This window comes from Metabacillus indicus LMG 22858 (assembly GCF_000708755.2).
In the GTDB taxonomy this organism is placed as follows: domain Bacteria; phylum Bacillota; class Bacilli; order Bacillales; family Bacillaceae; genus Bacillus_P; species Bacillus_P indicus.
Genome location: NZ_JGVU02000002.1, coordinates 832,752 through 853,087, shown reverse-complemented (window position 1 = coordinate 853,087; position 20,336 = coordinate 832,752). Strand labels below are relative to the sequence as shown.

At 42.0% G+C, this 20,336-nt stretch carries 24 protein-coding genes and 1 pseudogene; 18 read left to right on the top strand and 7 right to left on the bottom strand.

The window, feature by feature from the left end; translation table 11 throughout:
• Positions 1-476: 476 nt before the first annotated feature.
• Positions 477-2,147, top strand: a pseudogene (gene thrS / locus AZ46_RS07460) (threonine--tRNA ligase); the annotation flags it as partial.
• Between the two features lie 214 nt (positions 2,148-2,361).
• Here the strand turns inward: thrS and AZ46_RS07455 are convergent.
• Both AZ46_RS07455 and AZ46_RS07450 read right to left on the bottom strand, forming a co-directional pair.
• Positions 2,362-2,820, bottom strand: a complete 459-nt coding sequence (locus AZ46_RS07455; protein ID WP_029280527.1) for a divergent PAP2 family protein — start codon at positions 2,818-2,820, stop codon at positions 2,362-2,364.
• 189 nt (positions 2,821-3,009) lie between these two features.
• On the bottom strand, positions 3,010-3,801 hold the full coding sequence (locus tag AZ46_RS07450; protein WP_029280529.1) for a hypothetical protein: 792 nt from the start codon (positions 3,799-3,801) through the stop codon (positions 3,010-3,012).
• 183 nt (positions 3,802-3,984) lie between these two features.
• Here AZ46_RS07450 and AZ46_RS07445 point away from each other — a divergent pair, with 183 nt between their 5' ends.
• Positions 3,985-5,211: an MFS transporter gene (locus AZ46_RS07445; protein ID WP_029280530.1), complete on the top strand. Its 1,227-nt coding sequence runs from the start codon at positions 3,985-3,987 to the stop codon at positions 5,209-5,211.
• On the opposite strand, the gene AZ46_RS07440 is transcribed toward AZ46_RS07445, so the two are convergent.
• Complete coding sequence (locus tag AZ46_RS07440) at positions 5,188-5,970, bottom strand: polysaccharide deacetylase family protein (protein ID WP_029280531.1); 783 nt, start codon at positions 5,968-5,970, stop codon at positions 5,188-5,190. The two genes, AZ46_RS07445 and AZ46_RS07440, sit on opposite strands and share 24 nt — an antisense overlap.
• 265 nt (positions 5,971-6,235) lie before the next feature.
• Here AZ46_RS07440 and AZ46_RS07435 point away from each other — a divergent pair, with 265 nt between their 5' ends.
• From AZ46_RS07435 to AZ46_RS07425, 3 genes are all read left to right on the top strand, one after another.
• Positions 6,236-6,646, top strand: coding sequence for a DUF2975 domain-containing protein (locus AZ46_RS07435; RefSeq protein WP_161781203.1), 411 nt, complete (start codon positions 6,236-6,238; stop codon positions 6,644-6,646).
• Between the two features lie 10 nt (positions 6,647-6,656).
• The gene (locus AZ46_RS07430; protein ID WP_029280533.1) at positions 6,657-7,226 is read left to right on the top strand and encodes a hypothetical protein; all 570 of its coding nucleotides are present in this window, start codon (positions 6,657-6,659) and stop codon (positions 7,224-7,226) included.
• A gap of 131 nt (positions 7,227-7,357) precedes the next feature.
• Positions 7,358-7,801 (top strand): PaaI family thioesterase, encoded by a 444-nt coding sequence (locus AZ46_RS07425; protein ID WP_029280534.1) that lies wholly within the window; start codon positions 7,358-7,360, stop codon positions 7,799-7,801.
• A gap of 84 nt (positions 7,802-7,885) precedes the next feature.
• On the opposite strand, the gene AZ46_RS21890 is transcribed toward AZ46_RS07425, so the two are convergent.
• Both AZ46_RS21890 and AZ46_RS07420 read right to left on the bottom strand, forming a co-directional pair.
• The gene (locus AZ46_RS21890) at positions 7,886-8,038 is read right to left on the bottom strand and encodes a hypothetical protein (RefSeq protein ID WP_161781202.1); all 153 of its coding nucleotides are present in this window, start codon (positions 8,036-8,038) and stop codon (positions 7,886-7,888) included.
• A gap of 13 nt (positions 8,039-8,051) precedes the next feature.
• The gene (locus AZ46_RS07420; protein WP_029280535.1) at positions 8,052-8,378 is read right to left on the bottom strand and encodes a winged helix-turn-helix transcriptional regulator; all 327 of its coding nucleotides are present in this window, start codon (positions 8,376-8,378) and stop codon (positions 8,052-8,054) included.
• Between the two features lie 132 nt (positions 8,379-8,510).
• On the opposite strand from AZ46_RS07420, the gene AZ46_RS07415 reads away from it, so the two are divergent.
• The 8 genes from AZ46_RS07415 to AZ46_RS07380 all read left to right on the top strand — a co-directional run bounded on the left by AZ46_RS07415 (position 8,511) and on the right by AZ46_RS07380 (position 14,387).
• Positions 8,511-9,002, top strand: coding sequence for a lactoylglutathione lyase family protein (locus AZ46_RS07415; protein ID WP_035319273.1), 492 nt, complete (start codon positions 8,511-8,513; stop codon positions 9,000-9,002).
• Positions 9,003-9,110: 108 nt separating this feature from the next.
• Positions 9,111-9,578 (top strand): NUDIX hydrolase, encoded by a 468-nt coding sequence (locus tag AZ46_RS07410; RefSeq protein WP_029280537.1) that lies wholly within the window; start codon positions 9,111-9,113, stop codon positions 9,576-9,578.
• Positions 9,579-9,600: 22 nt separating this feature from the next.
• On the top strand, positions 9,601-10,287 hold the full coding sequence (locus tag AZ46_RS07405) for an HAD family hydrolase (RefSeq protein WP_029280538.1): 687 nt from the start codon (positions 9,601-9,603) through the stop codon (positions 10,285-10,287).
• Positions 10,288-10,294: 7 nt separating this feature from the next.
• On the top strand, positions 10,295-10,747 hold the full coding sequence (locus tag AZ46_RS07400; RefSeq protein WP_029280539.1) for an NUDIX hydrolase: 453 nt from the start codon (positions 10,295-10,297) through the stop codon (positions 10,745-10,747).
• 70 nt (positions 10,748-10,817) lie between these two features.
• A complete protein-coding gene (locus AZ46_RS07395; protein WP_029280540.1) occupies positions 10,818-11,846 on the top strand; it encodes an alpha/beta fold hydrolase in 1,029 nt (342 codons plus the stop codon).
• Positions 11,847-12,050: 204 nt separating this feature from the next.
• A complete protein-coding gene (locus tag AZ46_RS07390) occupies positions 12,051-12,650 on the top strand; it encodes a class I SAM-dependent methyltransferase (RefSeq protein ID WP_029280541.1) in 600 nt (199 codons plus the stop codon).
• Positions 12,604-13,311: a response regulator transcription factor gene (locus AZ46_RS07385; protein WP_412768596.1), complete on the top strand. Its 708-nt coding sequence runs from the start codon at positions 12,604-12,606 to the stop codon at positions 13,309-13,311. Before AZ46_RS07390 ends, AZ46_RS07385 begins: the two co-directional genes overlap by 47 nt.
• Positions 13,308-14,387: a HAMP domain-containing sensor histidine kinase gene (locus AZ46_RS07380; protein ID WP_029280545.1), complete on the top strand. Its 1,080-nt coding sequence runs from the start codon at positions 13,308-13,310 to the stop codon at positions 14,385-14,387. The genes AZ46_RS07385 and AZ46_RS07380 overlap by 4 nt, the downstream gene beginning before the upstream one ends.
• A gap of 51 nt (positions 14,388-14,438) precedes the next feature.
• Here AZ46_RS07380 and AZ46_RS07375 read toward each other — a convergent pair whose 3' ends face one another.
• Positions 14,439-14,993 carry a TetR/AcrR family transcriptional regulator gene (locus AZ46_RS07375; protein WP_029280547.1) on the bottom strand — a complete coding sequence of 185 codons (555 nt, stop codon included), beginning with the start codon at positions 14,991-14,993 and terminating at the stop codon, positions 14,439-14,441.
• A gap of 92 nt (positions 14,994-15,085) precedes the next feature.
• On the opposite strand from AZ46_RS07375, the gene AZ46_RS07370 reads away from it, so the two are divergent.
• The 4 genes from AZ46_RS07370 to AZ46_RS07355 all read left to right on the top strand — a co-directional run bounded on the left by AZ46_RS07370 (position 15,086) and on the right by AZ46_RS07355 (position 18,501).
• Positions 15,086-15,517, top strand: coding sequence for a hypothetical protein (locus AZ46_RS07370; protein WP_029280549.1), 432 nt, complete (start codon positions 15,086-15,088; stop codon positions 15,515-15,517).
• 160 nt (positions 15,518-15,677) lie between these two features.
• Entirely contained in the window at positions 15,678-16,277 is a 600-nt protein-coding gene (locus tag AZ46_RS07365) for a DUF1349 domain-containing protein (RefSeq protein ID WP_029280550.1), read from the top strand.
• Positions 16,274-17,479 carry an MFS transporter gene (locus AZ46_RS07360; protein ID WP_051827251.1) on the top strand — a complete coding sequence of 402 codons (1,206 nt, stop codon included), beginning with the start codon at positions 16,274-16,276 and terminating at the stop codon, positions 17,477-17,479. Before AZ46_RS07365 ends, AZ46_RS07360 begins: the two co-directional genes overlap by 4 nt.
• A gap of 11 nt (positions 17,480-17,490) precedes the next feature.
• The gene (locus AZ46_RS07355) at positions 17,491-18,501 is read left to right on the top strand and encodes an ROK family transcriptional regulator (protein ID WP_029280554.1); all 1,011 of its coding nucleotides are present in this window, start codon (positions 17,491-17,493) and stop codon (positions 18,499-18,501) included.
• Positions 18,502-18,616: 115 nt separating this feature from the next.
• Here AZ46_RS07355 and AZ46_RS07350 read toward each other — a convergent pair whose 3' ends face one another.
• Positions 18,617-19,282 (bottom strand): type 1 glutamine amidotransferase domain-containing protein, encoded by a 666-nt coding sequence (locus AZ46_RS07350; RefSeq protein ID WP_029280555.1) that lies wholly within the window; start codon positions 19,280-19,282, stop codon positions 18,617-18,619.
• Positions 19,283-19,427: 145 nt separating this feature from the next.
• Between AZ46_RS07350 and AZ46_RS07345 the strand changes: the two genes are divergently transcribed.
• Positions 19,428-20,279, top strand: a complete 852-nt coding sequence (locus AZ46_RS07345) for a LysR family transcriptional regulator (protein ID WP_029280556.1) — start codon at positions 19,428-19,430, stop codon at positions 20,277-20,279.
• Positions 20,280-20,336: the final 57 nt, after the last annotated feature.

Here is a 20,336-nt window from a genome sequence, read left to right as displayed (position 1 = left end):
CACGGGCTAAGCGCGCTCGTCCCTGTCATAGGGATGAGTGCGCTTTTTATATTTTAAAGGTTTCGAAAAGGACACGAGGCATGAACGCCGCGCAACAGAGAGGGAAGGATGGCTGAGAACTTCCCGGCGCAGGAGCATGAACTTACCGCCTTTGAACCGCACGGAGGAAATGCCGTGCCGCAGCCGCTGCGTTAAAGCTCTGGAGCTGTTTTTAGAGAAGTATGGGTAAATGATCTAGCATCTTTGTCCAGCTTCAGTGCCCAACTCCTCTGCCGGATTTTTTATCTGTCTGTCGGAGCTGAACGGGCACTTACGCTTTTCTGAATCAGGAATCTGGGTGGAACCACGGGCAAAGCGCGCTCGTCCCTGCTATAGGGATGAGTGCGCTTTTTTATATTTCTGCGAAAGAAGGGATTATGATGGAAAATCAGAAAAAGGAAAAAAATCAGGAGGTCATCAATTATTCAAGTGCACAGCTTCTCGCAAGGGCAGTCAGCAGACTGTATCCGGGAGCGGTTCTTGGGGGCGAGGCTTCTCATCAGCAAGGTTTTTATGCAGAGTTTCTGCTTCCGCACAGCATAAAAGAAAAAGAACTGAAAGACATTGAAGCGGAAATGGAACGCATCTTAGATCAGGGAGAGAAGTGGGATTGCATTTCTTTATCCCCAAAAGACGCCGCAGATTTATTTTCTGAAAAGGGAGAGTTTTTAAAAGCGGAGCAGCTGCGTGAAATGGACGGGGAGAGTGTGTCCGTCTGCAGGCACGGGGAGTATATGAACATATCGAATGAATCCCTCTTCATCTCTGACATTAAAGCCTTTAAACTTCACGCAGTTGCTGGCTCCTACTGGAAGGGTGACAAGTCAGGACATGTGCTTCAGCGGATAAGCGGTGCAGCATTTGCAAGCAGAAAAGAAATGGTTTTGTTTGAAAAAGAGCAGGAGGAATTAAAGAAACGGGATCACCGCAAGATTGGTAAAGAGATGGAGCTTTTCCTGTTTTCTGAAGAAGCACCCGGCATGCCCTTTTTCCTGCCAAACGGTCAAATGATGCGCAACGAGCTGCAGTCGCTGCTCCGGGAGGTTCAGGGTGCAGCAGGCTATCAGGAGGTTTCTTCCCCGTTTATGATGAATGAGCGGTTATGGAGACAGTCCGGCCACTGGGATCATTATCACGAAAATATGTATTTTTCAAATGTGGATGAAGAAACATTTGCGCTGAAGCCTATGAATTGTCCAGGACACATGATCATGTTCAACCAGCAGCTTTTTTCTTACAGAGATCTGCCGGTCAGATATGCGGAATTCGGTCAGGTCCACCGGCATGAGTACAGCGGGGCTTTAAACGGCCTGCTGAGAGTACGGACTTTTTGTCAGGATGATGCTCATTTGTTCGTGCGTCCGGATCAAATACAGGAGGAAGTAAAAAGCGTTCTTGGGATGATTGACTATGTTTACAGTACTCTTGGATTTGACTATTCGGTCGAGCTTTCAACTAGACCTGAAAATTCAATGGGGGATGATGAGCTTTGGCAGGATGCGGAAGCGGCACTGCAGGGAGTGCTGGACGAAATGGGGATGCCTTACCGCATAAATGAAGGCGACGGAGCTTTTTACGGACCAAAGATTGATTTTCACATCCAGGATGCCATGAAGAGAAGTCATCAATGTGCGACAGTGCAGCTTGATTTTCAGATGCCTGTGAAGTTTGAATGCAGCTATATCAGCGAAAAAAATGAAAAAGAACGTCCAGTTGTCATTCACCGCGCCATTGCAGGCTCTCTTGACAGATTTCTTGGTATTCTTATCGAGCACTTTGCAGGTGTGTTTCCTTTGTGGCTTGCCCCGGTTCAGGCTGTGATTCTTCCAGTTGCAGAAGTACACCTGGGCTATGCAGAAGAAGTCAAAAATAAGCTGGCAGAAAAGGGCATACGCGTTCAATTGGATGCAAGCGGGGAAAAGCTTGGCTATAAAATCAGAAAGGCACAAAAAAGCAGGGTGCCGTACATGATTGTGCTGGGCGATCAGGAAAAGAGTGCGGGAAGTGTTAATGTCAGGAAACACGGGGAGAAACAGTCTCTGTCGATGGAGATCGATCAGCTGGTGGATCATCTCATGGAGAAGATTGAGAAGCGGGCATTGAGCTGAAATAATCATCCTTTAGCAGAAGCCGGATGGCAACGAATCCAATGAAGCTGGTAGTTATTCGGTAAAAGTCGGCAGTGAACGAATGAAAGTTGGTAGTAAAGAATCCAAAGTTGGCAGTAAAACAGTGGTAGTTGGAAGTAAACGATGTAAGTAAGGTTTTTTCTTAACGAAATCTTTCTTCACAAAAAGAAAAGAGAGCTATTTGCTCTCTCTCTTAATTATCCTCAAGTTTTGCACTGATTAACCCAAGAACCACACCTAAAATACCTCCGCCAACAACTTCAAGAGGCTGATGTCCAAGCACCTCTTTCAGTTCTTCTTCGCGCTTAATGTGGCCAAGACCTGGAAGGTGCTCCGAAATAACGGCCATCTCTCCGTCAATGTCATTGATCAGTTTGGCGATTTCGCCTGTATGCCGCCTGATGCCCTGGGCATCATACATGACAATAATGCCGAAAATGACGGCAATTGCGGTTTCAATGGATGTTGTCCCATTTTTGGCTGCAACATAAGTGGAAAGAGCAGCTACACCTGCTGAGTGGGAGCTCGGCATTCCGCCAGTCGTGACAATTTGCTTCACATCCCATTTTCCTGAAAGACGTTTGTAGGTGAATATTTTTAATCCCTGTGCAATGGCTATCGCACCAACTGCTGTTATGATTCCTCGATTCATGCTCATCTTTTTGTCGTCACCTCTTGAAATAGTAGTCGGAAGCATTGATGTAGCATAAATACCCCTCGCGTCCTTTTCTAAACGTTAGTATCCGCAATTGGAGGTGAAATATTTCAAGCTCTCCGGGGAAAAATCAGCCATTGCAGAGGAGGCAAAATAAGAAAAAGCACACCAATAATGGTGCGCTGATCAGTCTTTGACGATTTTAGACGGATTGTTGATTTTGTAAGGTACAGAAACGTCGAGCAGCATGGATTCATCTTCTACATCTTTCCCTTTAGGCATTGTTTTTTTGACGATCTTCCCGTTAAAGTTCAGGCTGTCACCAGCTGCAAGCTCATATTTTTTCAGGGTTTTGCTGTGGGAGCACCAGGCAAGTCCGACTTCAAGGGGATCTTCGCCTCCAATTACTACATCTTCAAGTATCACTACTTCGTCGTTTTCTTCATTAAAATGATTCCAGCTGAGCGCCAGCTGCTTTACTTTTGCCGTAAATTGGACCTTGTCATCAGGCAGAGCGAGCTTTGGCTGCTTTGCTTTTTTAGCTGCAGGCTTTTTAGGTTCTTCAGAGGGTTCAGCCTGCTTGGCAGAAAGTGTCACGGCAGGTTCTGAAGGAGCCTTTAATGCCGTTTCTTCTGTACTCATAGCAGGAGCAGCATCAGGAGCAGGCTCTTTTACTTCCTTGCCGAAATTTCCCGACTGCATTTCTTTCAAGTAAGCCGGGTGAATGCACGAAAGATTGCCGTCTTGAAACTGGATGACAAGCGTTGTATGTGTTGCACCGGAAGACTGGTATCCTTTAATTGCAACAAGTCTCTGGTGTGTACGTTCCTTATACCAGTACTCTTTTTTTACGCGAAGACCCCATTCTTTTACTTTTTTTTCATAATCCGTTTCATTTTCAAATGTTTCATAATCTCCAGCAGGAGGGATATAGCCCGTTGTGTTGGCATCTTCAATATGCGGCAGAACGACAGCCATTTTAGCACATCCTTTCTTGGTCTATTGTACCTTCTCTTTTGAATGAAAAAAAGGGATTGAGAATGCCGGCAAGAATTGTTTGAAAAAATTCTAAAATTTGGAGAAGATTCACAATTGAAGAAAAAACGACTGGTGAAAAGTGGTAAGATATCTTTACATAATTCTTTTATATGGGGTGGGTTAATGAATGCATGGAAAGTGCCGTCTCTGCTGATCTCAGGAATCGGCATATCAAATTTAGGCAGCTGGATCTACCTGATTGCCATCAATTTATCCATCTTGAACTTAACAGGTTCGGCGGCGGCGGTTGCAGGACTTTATATAATCAGGCCGATTGCCATGCTGATGACAAACACATGGGCCGGCAGTGTTATTGACCGGATGGATAAAAAGAAGCTGATGATTTACACTGACGTTTTCAGAGGCGGAATGGTGGCTGTCATCCCGTTTTTGGATTCGCTTTGGTTCATTTATCTGGCTGTTCTGCTTATTAATATGGCAGGTTCTTTTTTTGGTCCAAGTTCTTCTGTTTACATAACGAAAATGATTCCTTCTGAAAAGAGAAAGAGATTTAATTCTATAATGGGAATGGCAAGCTCCGGAGCTTTTTTGACCGGTCCTGCAGTTGCAGGGTTTCTGATTATGCATTTTGGAACAGACATTTGCATTTTTATCAATGCTGTATCCTTTATTGCCTGCGGATTTATTCTCTTTTTCCTGCCGGAGCTAGAGGAAGAGCCGTATCAATCGAATAAACGCGGCAGATTTCAAACGATTGTCGATGACTGGAGGACTGTCTTTCAATTTGGAAAAAAGGCATCTTATTTTATGGCGGTATACGTTTTCTTTCAGGCAGCCATGCTGATTGGCTTTGCCCTTGATTCTCAGGAGGCAACCTTTATTAAGCAGCATCTTGAGCTGACAGATCAGGATTACGGAATAATCGTCAGTCTGACAGGACTAGGTGCGCTCGCCGGCGCTGCCGCATCAGCAGCACTTGCTTCCAAAATGAAGCTAGGCTTCTATATGGGTACAGGCATGCTGATGACTTCTGTCGGGTATTTGTTTTTCTACAGCTCAAACGGATTTATGACAGCTACACTGTCTTTTGTTTTTCTCGGCTTTTTTATGGCGTTCGCCAATTCGGGCTATGCGACTTTCTTTCAGCTGAATGTCCCTGTCGCCATTATGGGCAGGTTTGGAAGCGCTGCTGATATGCTTCAGGGAATCGTGCAAATTATCCTGACGCTCCTATTAGGATTAGCAGCAGAATGGTTCACCCTGCAGACAGTCTGCCTTGTCTTTTCAGGTGCAAGCGTCCTGTTTGCGGCAGGTCTGCTTGTTGCTGTGATGATGCCCTCTAAGGCTTCTTATTTTGATGAAAAATCAAGTCGTACAATAAATGCTTAATGGAAACGTACCTTGCAAATCAAAACAATTTTTTATTCTGCTATAGGTTTTTTTAAAAAAAGGAACGATTTCTTTCTTTAGCACTTCAAATTCCGCATGGTCTCCCTGTGCATGGCTTACTCCGATGCTGATGCCTAAGGAATCTTTTGTCCAATAGCTGAAAACATCAGACTGATCGTTTTCTCCAATCCTTTCAAGCTGATCGGCAGTTTGAAGTTTAGCAAGCAGGTCCTGATTCGAAAATCCATCAAGGTAGCCCTCCATGGCAGGGGATAATGCCTTGCTTTTTTTCTTAAGCGTTTCGGCAAAAGCTTCGTTCAGAGTTACGAGCTGATCTAATTTTACCCGCTCTCCATCAGTCAGCAGGTACGTTGAGGTATAAAAATGATTAGAGGGGTGGGCTGTGCCCGATACATTGCCGAGTCCATCATACTGTATACTCAGCAGTTCACGGTCCATCCTTTTAATCGTGTGCATGATGTCTAAAGTCAATCCATCCGTCATGGCTCCATCAGGATAATAGTGAAGGACTGTTAAGGCATCGGTTTTGATATTCTTATTTAATTTTTCCTGCTTAGAAGAATCCTTCATACCGGATAGCTGGGGGTAGGAAATGGCAGTCTGGTTATGATGATAGAAAAATTCGGTTAGTTGATAATTCTCATGAGTATTTGAGGAATGTGTCTGCAAAGAATTTAAATCACCGGCAATCGATTGGGGCATAGAAATACATGCCAAAAGAATATAAAGGATAATCATGGACTTCTCCTTCTCTATTTAGTTGATTTTTCCTTATTTTTCACTGAGGAGATGTGTTTATGCATAAGCTTTCATCCCATAAAACAGCTGCTTTCTTTTTCATGGAAGTTGGCTGTTTTTTTGTTTTAACAACAAAAATTTATTGAATTACAATAAATAACAGGGTAATATATAGGAAAACATTGGAATGAGGTGCATTATGCAAAATGGATATATCCTTTTTTTGAAAGCTTCTGTGCTCCTGGTAGGGGTGGCTGTTTTTTGTTTGAGTTTTTTCTGGCTTCCAGGTCTCGCTGAGTTGTCTGCTGAGCAATTTCCGGAGTTTGCCTATTTAAAAGGAATCGTACTGGCTGGAATTTATTTGACTGTCATCCCTTTTGCCATCGCTTTGCAGCAGGCTGTGCACTTACTTAGTCTTATCGAGAAAAGGAAGGCTTTTTCAGAAGCGGCTTTAACAGGTCTCAGCAGAATTAAAGGGTGCGCTTGGATGATTGCTTCCATTTATGCGGCAGGGATTCTGCTTTTTATAATCATTGGCATTCTTCACCCTAGTTTAGCCTTAATGGGGGGCACTATTTTTCTCGCTTCACTCTCAATTGGCTTTTTTGCAGACGTACTTAATGCTCAGTTAGTCCATGCTCTCGAATGTAAATACGAAAATGAAATGACAGTTTGAGGGCTATACAATGACATTGATAGTAGCTTTAATACTGATTCTTTTATTAGTAACCGGCATCCGCAAATGGAAGAAAAACAAACTGGCTGCAATCCTGCTGTTCAGTCCAATAGTCATCTGCATCCTATTTGTCAGTTTCTTTCTGTTTCATTCCATTGATCGGGTAAAGCCAGATTCACTTATTTTTGAAACATCCATCGAAAACAGCAGGGTGCATGTAAGCGGAAGCTGGTCAGAAAGACTTGATTACTACCATTTTCCAACCGATTATCTCATTTTCTATATTCCTGATAATAAGAGTGCGGGCACCGTTTCCCGCAGCCGGACGGATATGAACACCAAGATGGACTGGAAATATCTCATGGAAGATGTTGAGCATGCAATCAAAAGGGAAGGGTTGTCAGAACTGGAGCCTCAAATCTATGATGTGAAAACAGAGAAAGACTTTCACTTTTCATTTACTTTGCCAGATGGTGTTAAGGCTGAGGAATTGGAGATCTATTATGCGCATGTGAGGGAAGAGCCGATGGAGTCTTTGGAATACTGGTTTAAAAGGGTGCAGATAACAGGGGGAAAATAGGTTTCTATTGATATTACAAATAGATGTCTTTGCTATAATTGTAAATTTATAAGTTAAATAACAGAATAATCTTGAAATAGTCTTTGATCTATCCTTATTATTAAGTATTACATAGTGGAAGGTGCGATTATATGAATCAGTTAGAAGGCTTGAAAAAGATGATGAAGGGTGAGATTCCGGATGCACCCATTGCGCAGCTTCTTGGCTTTAAAATCATAGGTGTGGAAGAAGGAAGAGTAACAATTGAAATGAAGGCTCAAGAGAGACACCATAATCCAATGGGCACTCTTCACGGCGGAGTGTTAGGTGACATCGCAGATGCAGCTATGGGTTATGCATTTGGAAGCACGCTTGCCGACGATGAATTATTTACAACGGTAGAGTTAAAATTAAACTTTTTGAAGCCTGTTTGGGATACAGTACTTCGAGCTGAAGGCAGACTCATTAAAAAGGGATCAACAATGGGGCTGCTGGAGTGCCACATTTACGATGAAAAAGGGAGTCTTGTAGCTCATTCAACAAGTACATGTATGATCATACGGGAAAAGGACGGCAATAAAAGAGTGAGGCGATAAATTCAGCAGTTAAAACAGCTCGGAAGAAAGGAGCTGTTTTTTTACTTTTTGAAACACCTTAAAATAAACAATGGGCGGCAATTGTTATTCTCCGCCGCCTGAATAACGATTGTCGCCCATCATAAAGTTTTTCTCTTCACCAGGATTATGAGATACGGTTTTTCTGTTCGTTCTTTTTTGGTCAATGAAGTAAGCAAGCCCTAATGCAACGGCAAGTAATCCAGCAATCCAGGCCATCATGATTCCTCCTTTATTCAGCATCCCAATTTTCTTTTCCCCACACATGCATGTGCTGAAGGATTGGCATTAGCGTTTCTCCTTTTGAGGTGAGGGTATATTCCACTTTCGGAGGCATTGTATTATATTGTCTGCGCTCTACAAACCCATCATCTTCAAGTTCCTTCAGCTGCCGGCTCAGTACTTTATGGGTGACACCTGTCAGAAGCCGTTGGATTTCACTGTATCTTAGCGTTCCATCAGTGCCAAGATGCCAAAGGATGACCGTTTTCCATTTTCCTCCTATTTTATTTAGTGTATATTCAATAGAACATTTTAATTTACCTTTATTTGTGTCCAATTATTTTCTTCCTTTCTTACCTCAATGATAGTATCTGACATAAAAGTGCATACTTACATCATTCAGCGTATTTCGTTACACTAATCTTGTACCAAAAGTTTATCGTACAATTGAGGAGGAATTTAATCAATGCTGACGTATCCAAGATCATTTTCACATATCGGACTTTCTGTTCCTGACCTGGACCAGGCAGTCAAATTTTATACAGAGGTTTTCGGATGGTATGTCCTAATGGAACCTTCTAAAGTAGAAAACGATGACTCTGCAATTGGACAAATGTGCAGGGACGTTTTCGGAAACGAGTGGGAAACATTCCGCATAGCCCATCTTTCAACTGGAGACAAAATTGGAATTGAACTGTTTGAGTTTCCCCATAATGAAAAGCCTGAGAACAATTTTGAATACTGGAAAACGGGCATCTTCCATTTCTGCATCCAGGATCCTGATATCGAGGGCATGGTTAAGAAAATCATTGAACATGGCGGGAAACAGCGCATGCCGATCCGGGAATACTATCCTGATGAAAAGCCGTTCAAAATGGTTTATGTAGAAGATCCGTTCGGTAATATTTTTGAAATTTATACACACAGCTATGAGCTGACCTATTCAGAAGGAGCTTATTAAATAACACTGTGGCACATCATTTAATATGATGTGTCTTTTTTAAATGAACAGTTGGATATTTATGTTAAAATTGGAAGTATAAATGCTAATTGAGAGGAATCAATGATGATGAGCAACTATATTCAAACGATGAGAAATTTAATCGGCAACCAGACGTTATTAACCGTGGGATGCGGAGCCATTATTGAAGATGATAAAGGCAGAATCCTACTGCAGCAAAGAACAGATCATTCAGAATGGGGCATTCCCGGGGGATTGCTTGAACTGGGAGAGACCTTTGTAGAAACTGTAAAAAGAGAAGTGTGGGAGGAAACAGGATTAACCTTGGAAGACCTGAATTTATTTGGCATTTATTCAGGGGAAAAGGGATTTGCAGAATATGAAAATGGAGACAAGGTTTACAGCGTGCAAGTCATTTTTTTTACAAAAAAATTCTCTGGGCATTTAACTCAAAATAAAGAGAGTAAGAGAGTTGTTTTTTTAGAGAAACTCGAGCTCCCTAAACAGCTGAACTCTCATCAGGCACCATTTATAGAGGATTGGATAAAAGGAACAGCACCACCCATCATTAAATAAGCTGGGAAAGGAGGCAGATTATATGATCAGGGCTGTTCTGTTTGACCTGGATGGGACACTTTTAAACAGAGAGGATTCAGTTAAAGTTTTTATAGAAAGGCAATATGACAAGTTCTATTCTTATCTTAATCATATTCCCAGAGAAACTTATATTTCAAGATTTATAGAACTTGAAGAGCGGGGATATGTATGGAAAGACAAAGTTTTTCAGCAGCTTGTCAGCGAGTTTGGAGTGACAGGATTAAAATGGGAATGCCTTTTGCGGGATTATATACAATCTTTCAAAGATTGCTGTAAGCCATTTAGCGGTCTTATTGAAATGCTTGAAAAACTGAAAAGCATGGATCTTTCTCTTGGTATCATCTCAAATGGGTATGGGGATTTTCAAATGAATTCAATTCGGTCATTAGGCATCGAACGATATTTTAATGTGATCCTTATTTCTGAATGGGAAGGGATGAAAAAACCCGATATCCGTCTGTTTAAAAAAGCATCAGACAACTTAAATGTGACTCCGGCAGAATGTATATTCCTTGGTGATCATCCATGGAATGATGTACAGGCTGCCGTTAATTCGGGGATGCATGGAGTATGGAAGAAAGATGATGGTTGGGGTGAATGTTATACAGAGCATACCATTCAACATTTGAAAGAGTTTCCGGCTATAATCAGCAAACTCAACAAACAGGTAAGGGACATAAGGAGATGAAAACGACTTGAAAGCAAGTGCAACAGCAGGATGTTTTTCAATCATCAAAAATAACGAAGGAAACATTTTATTAATTAAGCGCCGCGATTATCCAATCTGGGATCTGCCAGGGGGAAGGGCTGATCAGGGCGAACTCCTGGAGGAATGTGCGGTTAGAGAAGCAGAAGAGGAAACAGGGTGCTGCATTAGAATTGAAGCAAAAATAGGTGAATATCATATGTCTGATGAAAATGATATACAGCATATCTATTCCGCTGTACAGGAAGGCGGTGAACTGATCGCTCACGGTCCAGAAACAGCTCAGACAGGCTGGTTTGATCCGAAACAACTGCCGCTCCTTATGGTACCGAACCGAAAACGGCAAATCAGAGACTTTTTGTCTGCAGAAGGCATGGTAAAGGAATCAGTTAAAACGTCTTACATAATAAAATTTTTGAGAGCAGTTATAAGAAACAACTGATGAATCCATTAACATCTTATTGCAAGGATAAATGCCTTTATAAAAACACACATTCGAGGAGAGATGGGTCATGAACCCTAAAAAGGATACTAGATCCCAAAAGCGCAAGATACTTATACCAATTGCTTTTGCAGCGGCAGGAATCATTCTTTTGTCTTGTATTATGGGTTCAATTTATGAATGGTATGGGTATAGCCAGGCAAAAAACAATTATCCTTCGAATGGGCAAATGATTAAAATCGGGGATCGGTCCATTCATACAGTGATCAGGGGAGAAAAGACTGACCTGCCGGCGATTGTCATCGAATCAGGTGCCGGACAATGGTCATATGACTGGAAGAACATTCAAAAGGAGCTGTCTAAATATACCCAAGTTCTTACTTATGACCGTGCAGGATACGGATATAGTGATTCTCCAGAAGATGGTTTTTCGGTCGACTCCACTATTCAGGATTTATATACTGTCTTAGAAAAAACAGAAATAAAGGGACCCATTTTGTTAATAGGACATTCAGCAGGAGGTATTTATACAAGGCATTTCGCAGAAAGATATCCAGAAAAAGTAGCGGGCATGGTGCTGGTAGATGCCAGAAATGAGTTTTTTGCCGTCCAGGCTGAAGCTTACAATGCTGTGTTCTTTGAAACTCAAGATCAAACTATGAATGGCCTTTTAGCACGGATAGGGCTTGTCAGACTATTGGGAGAGAAGATGTTTTCAGATAACGCACCAGAATTTCTTTCTCCTGAGAGATATGTTCAAGTACACTGGGATGCTCCTTTCTTCAGTGTGATGAATGAAGAAATTAAGCAAATGAATCTTCTCGAAAGGAAGCTTGCCGAGACAACTTCTCTAAAAGGAAAACCTCTTGCAGTCATTACACCTGAGAAACCGGACATGCAGGCAAAGGCGATGGGATTTACAGAACTGGAAGAAAAGGAACTTGAGGGGAAATGGCTTGATGCACAGAAAATGCTAACTTCTCTATCCAATAACAGCGAACTCATAAAAATCTCTGAAAGCAGCCATTCCATCATGCATGATCAGCCTGAGATTCTGACTGAAGCTATTTTGTCTGTTGCTGAAAAAATTAAAAATTAGTGTGTCAACGGAAGACCGATTAATCATATCGGTCTTTTTTTAACCCTATTGTCTGAGTTATGACCGGCTTCAAAAAGGTACCCTATGTTACATTTCAGGAACCTTCTAATCAATAGTCTTAAGAATTCTTAAGAATTTCCCCGTGAAAAGGTTAAGATTTTGTCTCTATGATCGAATCATACGAAATAACACGGAGTGATAACGATGAATTCTTTAGCCTTTTTTTTAGAATATATAAATAAGCCCAGATCGACAGGTGCTCTGCTGCCAAGTTCCCCAAAACTTGCAGAATGCATGACAGAAGCCATTGATTTTCAAACCGCTGATTTTATTATAGAATATGGTCCTGGTACAGGCGTTTTTACAGAAAAGCTAATTAAAAAGAGAAGAATTGGAACCCGAATTCTATTAATTGAGCAAAATGAAGTGTTCAGCAGGCTTCTTAAGGATAGATTCTTCGATGTCAAAGATCTTGTCATTGTAAATGGATCCGCCGAGAACACATCATATTATATGAAGAAGTATGGGTTTAAAAGGGCAGACTATATCCTATCAGGACTCCCTTTTGCAAGTATTCCAAGTGATACAGCAGATTTGATTTTATCAGAAACGGCATCCATTCTTGGTGCAGAGGGGAAATTTATTACGTTTCAGTATACGCTTTTAAAAAAAGGTCTCTTTAAAAAGTATTTTTCTGCTTTACACATATCGAAAGTATATATGAACCTGCCGCCTGCCTATGTACTGGCGTGCACAAATGGCGAAAGGAATGAAAGCTTTGCCTTCAAATGTATTAGTCGTTGACGACGACAGGGAAATCAGAAAACTGATTACGATTTATCTTGAAAATGAGGGGATTCGTTCTGTGGGGGCGGAAACGGCTTCAGAAGCTATTACTTTGCTTGAAAGAGAATCATTTGATCTAGTGATATTGGATATTATGATGCCGGAAATGAATGGAATTGAGGCATGCATGAGAATCCGCGAAGAACGAAACATGCCCATTATTATGGTGTCAGCAAAGTCTGCGGATATGGATAAAATTCAAGGACTTGCTTCCGGTGCGGATGATTACGTGACAAAGCCGTTTCATCCACTCGAGCTGATGGCCAGAGTCAAATCGCAGCTCAGGAGATATACAAAATACAATGATCAGAACAGGTCTGACACTCCTGTAATTGAACTTGACGGCTTAAAGATCAATACAGCCACACGGCAGGTCATGGCCAGAGGTCGGGAGGTAAGGCTGACTCCGAAAGAATTTGATATCCTCTCATTGCTTGCTAAAAATAAAGGAACGGTCATGAGCATACGAAAGATCTACGAATCTGTATGGAAAGAAGACTTTTTCAAATCAGACAGTACGGTAATGGTTCATATTACAAAAATCAGAGAAAAAATTGAGTTGGATCCTAAACAGCCAATTTATATTAAGACGATTTGGGGAGTTGGCTACAAAATATGATCCGGTTTTGGAATAAACTCAGTGTAAAGCTGTTTTTTGCTGTGGCTGTCAGCTTTATTGTTTCAGTTGCAGGGGTATCGGTTCTTTCGAATATCCTTGTAAGGTTTGTACTTGCTGAACCTGTAGAAGAAATGAACATTTTTCTTTACAACGTTCTGATTATCGTTATTTTTTCAAGTGCTATCATTCTTTTTATTATCAGCTTATGGCTGTTTATTAAGAAAAAAATAATCTTTCTGAATGAAATTTCTGACGGGGTCCAATTGATAGCCGGCGGAAACCTTAGTCACGTTATTGAAGTTAAGGGAAGGGATGAACTTGCAAGACTTGGAGAAAACATCAATCAGATGTCAAAAGAGCTAGAAGCGAGATTTCTTCGTGAGCGGGAGCTTGAAAAAAATAAAAATGAACTGATTACAAACATTTCTCATGATCTCAGAACACCTTTGACTTCCATTATTGGTTATCTTGATCTTCTTATGAACAGGGAAGGGTTGACTGAGCAGCAGGTAGTGGAATACCTGACCATTCTTCGGTTTAAATCCCAGCGCCTCAAGCATTTACTGGACGAATTGTTTACGTATAACAAACTGACAAGTCCAGATATGCAGGTAAAGAAAACGGAAGTGGATCTTGCAGGAATCATCAGACAGCTTGCTGGTGAATATATTCCGATTCTTGAGGACCAAAGCCTTAAAATAGAGGTGGACATTCCGGAAGAAGAAGTGACTGTATCAGTTGATGTTGAACAGATCATCAGGGTTTTTGAAAACCTGATGTCAAATGCGGTTAATTACAGTTTTAAGCCGTCTGTCATACAACTGAGTCTTGAAACAAGCGGTCAACAGGCAGTATTTACTTTGGCAAACCGTGTAAACTCAAAGCCCAAAGGAAGCCTGGATACTCTATTTGAACGATTTTACAGGGGAGACCAGTCAAGAAAAGAGGATAGTGGTACAGGCCTTGGTTTAGCCATTGCCAGGCGAATTGCAGAACTGCATGAGGGGCATTTGAGAGCGGACTTTGAGGAAGGATGGCTGACATTTACTTTAACTCTTCCTGTAACTGGAGAATAGACATAAACTTGAAAAAGGGTTTCTACTTTAAGCAGAAACCCTTTTTCCATTTTATAAATATTTTTCGTTATTGGAAGTAATGCTCTCAATTGCTTTTTCGATGTTTGCGTCAAAATCTATGGCATCAAGCAGTGCAATTCCTTCAACGGTGACCAGTGTCAAAGCTGCCAGCCGTTCTTTTTGTTCATCATCTTCCGCATCGAGAAGAAGAGCAAAGTAGTGCTTAAAGCCTTCTCCTATCATTCTTGCAACCGAGTAATAGGGATTTTCTTTTTTTGACGCAAACGCAATTAATTCCAGCCATAGTCTCATAAATGGTTTTACTTCCGGTTCTTTCATCAAATGGTACATATGAGGAACCAGCTTGCTGTAAGGCATGGGATCTGCTGGCGCTTTTTTTAGAATCGTGATCAGATTATCGGATATGAGCGTCAGAACCTCTGTGAGAAGCTGTTCTTTATCATGAAAATAATGCAGCAGCATTCTGTCGCTCGTCTCTGCTGCCTCTGCCAGATTCCGCAGGCTTGCTGTTTGAAGCCCATGATGCAGGATGTATTCTGCCAATTTGTTTTTAAGCGTCTGCTTGCGAAGTTCACCTTTTTTCATTGCATTTTCCTCATTGCTTTTTTTGTGTAGTATATGCTACATTTTTATTATGTAGCAAGTGCTACATAATTTATTCAGGGGAGATGAGCAGTATGATTGTAAATACAGAAAACAGTCAAAATCAGCGATTATTCACTAAACAGCAAACCTTCATTTTGATCTTGCTTGGAATGGCTTTTTGGTTTTGCGGAGCGATGGCCGTAAGATTTGGTTCAGGCTTCGGCTGGTTTGGAAAAACAGGCAGCTTCTTTTCTTTTCTTATAGCTTTGCCGGTATCCTGGATTTCTGTGCTGCTTATCATTAAAGCAGCAAAATTAAAGGGTGAGCAAATAATTCCCGGCGTCAGCTTGGGTTTATTAACTGCTACTTTTTTAGACGGAATTGTTCTTACGTGGGGATCGCAGCTGTACGGTACAGATGAAGGCCTGATCGGGCTTGGCGCAGCCTGGATTCTATGGGGGGCATTTACATTCCTTGCATGTGCCTTTATTGAAGCCTGGAGGAGAGGCATAAAGCTCGTTTAACTGCTAAAAAATGATCTGTCTCTTTTAGTGATAGATCATTTTTTTATTGCTGTTATAGAAATAGATGCTTCCGGCAGAATAGAACCAGAATCTGTTTTTGACATTTCCTTAAACAGTTATTAAAATGGTTTTAATAACTTTTTTAATAAAGGAGATTACCATGCTTACATTAAACATAAAAGATGGAAAATGGCTTAATGCCCCTGACGAGTTTGAAATCAGCAATCACAGCCTGTCGTTTACGTCCATGCCGTTTACGGATTTCTGGCAGCGCACCAATTACGGATACCGGACTGATAACGGGCATGCGTACCTGTTTTCTACTGGGGAAAAGGAATTTTCTTTTACGGTCAAAGTTCAGTTTAGCGGCAAAGAACTTTATGACCAGAGCGGGATCATGGTATTCATGGATTCGGAAAACTGGCTGAAAGCATCAGTAGAAAAAGGAAAATCAGGAGAATGGCTGCTTGGATCAGTAGTGACAAATCACGGCTATTCCGACTGGGCCATTTCTCAGGAAGAAAAAGATGAGGATACGGTTATGTGGTACAGGCTGACAAGAAAACAAAACGACTTTCTCACAGAAGTTTCCCGTGACGGAAAATCCTTCAGGCAGATTCGAATGTCCCATCTATTCAGAGCGTCAAATGAAATCCAGTTTGGATTATATGCCTGCAGTCCGAAAGACTCTTCATTTCAGACAGTCTTCTCATGCATGAAGCTCGAACCATCCGTTTGGTCAGAGGAGAGTCATATATGAGTCAAATAGAAAAGAGGGCATGTCCAGATCAGATCATGAGCCAAAACGTCCAGCATAAACCTGCTTTTTTGTTTCTTTTGCTTTTATATTTGTCCTTTATTGCACTTGGCCTTCCTGATACGGGGCTTGGTGTGGCTTGGAACCAAATGAGGGCGGACTTTGGTGTGCCCCTTGAGTACGCAGGATTTATTACGATGACAATCACGGTTTGTTCGGCTATATCAGGGTTTTTGAACGGGAAGCTTTTGGCACGCTACGGAACAGGCAGGGTGACTGCTGTTTCCTGTACACTGACTGCACTTGCCATCATTGGCTTTTCTTTAAGCGAATCGTACTGGCTGATTCTTCTGCTTGCGGTTCCTCTCGGTCTTGGAGCCGGGGCGGTTGATGCCGGCCTGAACAGCTATGCCGCTGAAAATCTTTCTTCTAAACACATGAACTGGCTTCACAGCTCCTGGGGGATCGGTGCAACACTCAGCCCGGTTATACTGACAATCGGCATCACACAATTTGGGAGCTGGAAGGCCGGGTATGGCTTTATCGGTGTGGTTATTTTTTGTTTATCCGTGTCTTTATTTATGACCCTGTCCTTTTGGAAGCAAAAACAGCAAGGCGGTGCAAGAGAAGAAGTTAGAGAGGATAAACCTTGGATCTGCGGGATAGCTCCATACCTATCTGTAATGGCTTATATCATTTATGTAGCTGTTGAAGGCGGAATTGGTCTTTGGCTGAGCGTTTTGCTGGTTGAAAGCAGAGGGCTTGAACTTTCGGCTGCAGGATTTTTGGCAGGAGCCTTTTTCGGAAGCATCATGATTGGCCGGTTTTTGATGGGGTTTATTGCAGATGCACTTGGAAACCGAAAATTGATTTTCCTTGGGCTGGCTATTTCTGCAGCCGGGTCAGCAGCTTTTTTCTATCAGGAGAACGTGATGATTTATGGAACGGGAATCATACTATTAGGCCTGGGCTTTGCTCCGCTCTATCCGGCCATGATGCATGAAACGTCAAAGCGCTACGGAAGCGGGCAGGCGAAAAAAATCATTGGCTATCAAGTGGCTTTTTCCTACATCAGCCTGCTGACATTTGTTCCGCTGATCGGATATATCGCAAGCCGCACGACTCTTGAATTTATTCCGGTGTTTACTGCAGTCAGCGTAGCAGCTCTTGCTCTCGTTATAAAAACATTAAATCAATTAACTTAAGAGGTGAAAAAATGCCGCCATACGATTCATCACATCTCATAAAACGGTCAAATGAACAGCTTATTTTAAAAGAGCTTGTGCAGCAGGAGACGTTCATTAAAAAAGATCTGGCTTCAAAGCTTGGACTCAGCTTTCCTACTGTGAGCAAAGTGCTGGATGATCTGGAAGAAAAAGGCGTGATTATGCATGCAGGAATGGCTTCATCAAGCAATGGCAGGCGGGCTTCTATTTACGGAATCAACCCCGAATATGGAACAATCCTTGTCCTTTATATTCAGTATTCCCGTTTTTGGATTTTAGTCGCTGATGCAAAAAAAGACGTTCTCTTTAAAGAGGAGCGGATGATCGGACAGGATTACCTGTCTACGATAAAAGCCATTATAAATGAAATGAAAACAAGGTTCACAAATTTGAACGCCATCTCCATCGGTGTGCCGGCTGGTGTGATGGATGGTGAAATCAAATATATGAACTACTATGATGATCTGCAGGGACTGCATGTAAAGAAGATCCTGGAAGAAGAATTCCGCGTGCAGGTTTCAGTGGAACGTGATGTGAATGCCATGCTGCAGGGCTGGGTGCTTGGAGCTGACGGCGAGAAAACGAAAAATGCATCACTTTTAATTTTTACGGATGACGGTCCAGGTGCTGCTTCTCTTATTAATGGAAGAATCCTGAGGGGCTTTTCTGCTTTCGCAGGCGAAGTCGGATTTTTGCAGGTTGGAGAGGGGGACACGCTGCAGGATAAAATGACACAGCCTCAAACACAAGAAGAGACTGTCAAAAATGGTGCATATCTTATCTCTGTCATCTCCATTATGCTGAATCCCGAAACTCTTATATTATCAGGAGAAGAAACAGTCCGAAAACTTATTCCGGATATTGTTGATGCGTGTAAACAGAGGATTCCGGAGGCTGCCGTCCCGGAGATCCAATTTTCTGCAGACTATCATCAGCTCTACAGCGAGGGATTACTTGAAAAAGGGAGAAACGATCTGCTTGGAATTGAAACAGATCTATAATTGGATGAAAGAATGAACGCAGAAGGGAATTATACTCTAACGGCATGGCAAGAATCAGTTAATAAGAACGAAAAAAGACGAGCATAGATGCCCGTCTTTTCTTGCAGATTTTTCATTATTTATCCAATGCTTTCAGGAGCTCATTTGCAATCGCTTCTGAAGAAACCGGGTCACGGCTAGTTATGATTTGGTCATCAGCCCAAATGGCAAGCTGGGGAGAATCTAAATCACTTACATACTCGGCTACTTTGCTTAGTTCCTGCTCCACACTGTATGGAAGGAATTCCAGGACATTTTCCGGCTCATACACATCAGGATAGGATGTTACTTTTTTGCCCTGGATAATCGAGGTTCCATCAGGTCTTACCGTGAATGCAAGGACAGCAGGCGCATGGCATTCTGCTGCCACAATACCTCCATTATCATAGATTTCATTGATGATGCGGTGTGCATGGGCATCATAGGCAACATCAAACATCGGGCCGTGGCCTCCTACAAAAACAACAGCATCAAAGTCTTTGCCGCTCAGATCTGACAGACGTTTTGTCTCTTTCCAGCGTCCAAGCTCCTCAAAAGCTTTGGATACGCCATGTGGATCCCATTGGTCAGTTAAGCTGAATGTGTCCACTTTAGCATCTCCGCCTTTAGGAGAAGCAATGGTCACTTTGTGGCCTGCATCCTCAAGCGCCTTCAAAGGCACGTGAAATTCTTCAGACCAGTACCCTGTTTCATAGGATTTTACTTTAATTGCATTTGAGACAACCATCAATACGTTTGCCATTCTATTTCCTCCTCAAATAAAATTCGTTTGTTTTGAGCAAAATGCTCATTTTTAAGCACAAACTTAGCTTACAATGTAAACGGCAAGAGGAGTACTTCCGCATCGTTATGCGGATATAACAAAAGGTTTTGACTGGAGTGAGAAGATGAGAATTGAGTGGCTTGAAGCCTTTCAAAAAACCGTTGAGACGAAAAGCTTTACAAAGGCCAGCGAACAGCTGCACATGAGCCAGCCTGCTTTGAGTAAACAGATCAGAAGCCTTGAATCATATTTCGGCTGTCAGCTTTTTGTCCGTTCAGCAAGCGGCGTGGTCCTGACAAAAGAAGGCGAGCTTTTAATAAAAGCGGGAAATGAGATTGTAGAAAGAGTGCAGAAAGCGCACAGGGAACTGGCTGAGCTTAATGAAGAGAAGCAGGTCGTCATCGGCTCGTGGCCAAGTATTGCTTCTTCGTTTCTTCCTCAGAAATTCAGGCAGTCTGAAAACTTCAGGGCAGAAAAAATCAGCATTAAAACGTCCCACACGTTCTCCGATTTAATGACGGGACTTAAAGAGAATGTCTATGACGGAATTTTAATGGACGACCGGTTTGTAGAGCATCACTTTCTCTCGGAGCTGCTTTTTATCGAGCCGATTATGCTTTATTTTCATAAAGATCACCCCCTCGCCGAGAAAAAAGAAGTAACGTTTTCTGATATTGAAGAAGCATCCTTCTTATCTCTTCCTGAGGGGTGTGACTGCAGGATCATTATTGAAAAAGCATTTGAAGAAAAAGGAAAACCGTATAACGTGGCTTCAGAAATAGAGTTCGGGCAGAGTATTTTGGGGTTCATTTCCGCAAACCTTGGAATTGCCCTATTGCCAAAGCTATTCTCCGGGATGATCTCTCCTGAAATCAGAGCTGTTGAAATCAGTGATATTGCGTTAAACCGTCATATTTCTCTAATCAGTAATAATAAAGAGACAGGTAAAATCATCAAAAACTATTTGAAAGACTGAGACGTTCCAATTGGGGCGTCTCTTTTTAATGGCACCTAAAAACGGCAAAGACCACCA

What these genes read in the sequence shown, in the direction of transcription:
- AZ46_RS07455 (WP_029280527.1), bottom strand. Translation starts at nt 2,820, where the DNA reads ATGAATCGAGGAATCATAACAGCAGTTGGTGCGATAGCCATTGCACAG.
- AZ46_RS07450 (WP_029280529.1), bottom strand. Translation starts at nt 3,801, where the DNA reads ATGGCTGTCGTTCTGCCGCATATTGAAGATGCCAACACAACGGGCTAT.
- AZ46_RS07445 (WP_029280530.1), top strand. Translation starts at nt 3,985, where the DNA reads ATGAATGCATGGAAAGTGCCGTCTCTGCTGATCTCAGGAATCGGCATA.
- AZ46_RS07440 (WP_029280531.1), bottom strand. Translation starts at nt 5,970, where the DNA reads ATGATTATCCTTTATATTCTTTTGGCATGTATTTCTATGCCCCAATCG.
- AZ46_RS07430 (WP_029280533.1), top strand. Translation starts at nt 6,657, where the DNA reads ATGACATTGATAGTAGCTTTAATACTGATTCTTTTATTAGTAACCGGC.
- AZ46_RS07425 (WP_029280534.1), top strand. Translation starts at nt 7,358, where the DNA reads ATGAATCAGTTAGAAGGCTTGAAAAAGATGATGAAGGGTGAGATTCCG.
- AZ46_RS21890 (WP_161781202.1), bottom strand. Translation starts at nt 8,038, where the DNA reads ATGGCCTGGATTGCTGGATTACTTGCCGTTGCATTAGGGCTTGCTTAC.
- AZ46_RS07410 (WP_029280537.1), top strand. Translation starts at nt 9,111, where the DNA reads ATGAGCAACTATATTCAAACGATGAGAAATTTAATCGGCAACCAGACG.
- AZ46_RS07405 (WP_029280538.1), top strand. Translation starts at nt 9,601, where the DNA reads ATGATCAGGGCTGTTCTGTTTGACCTGGATGGGACACTTTTAAACAGA.
- AZ46_RS07395 (WP_029280540.1), top strand. Translation starts at nt 10,818, where the DNA reads ATGAACCCTAAAAAGGATACTAGATCCCAAAAGCGCAAGATACTTATA.
- AZ46_RS07390 (WP_029280541.1), top strand. Translation starts at nt 12,051, where the DNA reads ATGAATTCTTTAGCCTTTTTTTTAGAATATATAAATAAGCCCAGATCG.
- AZ46_RS07385 (WP_412768596.1), top strand. Translation starts at nt 12,604, where the DNA reads ATGGCGAAAGGAATGAAAGCTTTGCCTTCAAATGTATTAGTCGTTGAC.
- AZ46_RS07380 (WP_029280545.1), top strand. Translation starts at nt 13,308, where the DNA reads ATGATCCGGTTTTGGAATAAACTCAGTGTAAAGCTGTTTTTTGCTGTG.
- AZ46_RS07375 (WP_029280547.1), bottom strand. Translation starts at nt 14,993, where the DNA reads ATGAAAAAAGGTGAACTTCGCAAGCAGACGCTTAAAAACAAATTGGCA.
- AZ46_RS07370 (WP_029280549.1), top strand. Translation starts at nt 15,086, where the DNA reads ATGATTGTAAATACAGAAAACAGTCAAAATCAGCGATTATTCACTAAA.
- AZ46_RS07365 (WP_029280550.1), top strand. Translation starts at nt 15,678, where the DNA reads ATGCTTACATTAAACATAAAAGATGGAAAATGGCTTAATGCCCCTGAC.
- AZ46_RS07360 (WP_051827251.1), top strand. Translation starts at nt 16,274, where the DNA reads ATGAGTCAAATAGAAAAGAGGGCATGTCCAGATCAGATCATGAGCCAA.
- AZ46_RS07355 (WP_029280554.1), top strand. Translation starts at nt 17,491, where the DNA reads ATGCCGCCATACGATTCATCACATCTCATAAAACGGTCAAATGAACAG.
- AZ46_RS07350 (WP_029280555.1), bottom strand. Translation starts at nt 19,282, where the DNA reads ATGGCAAACGTATTGATGGTTGTCTCAAATGCAATTAAAGTAAAATCC.
- AZ46_RS07345 (WP_029280556.1), top strand. Translation starts at nt 19,428, where the DNA reads ATGAGAATTGAGTGGCTTGAAGCCTTTCAAAAAACCGTTGAGACGAAA.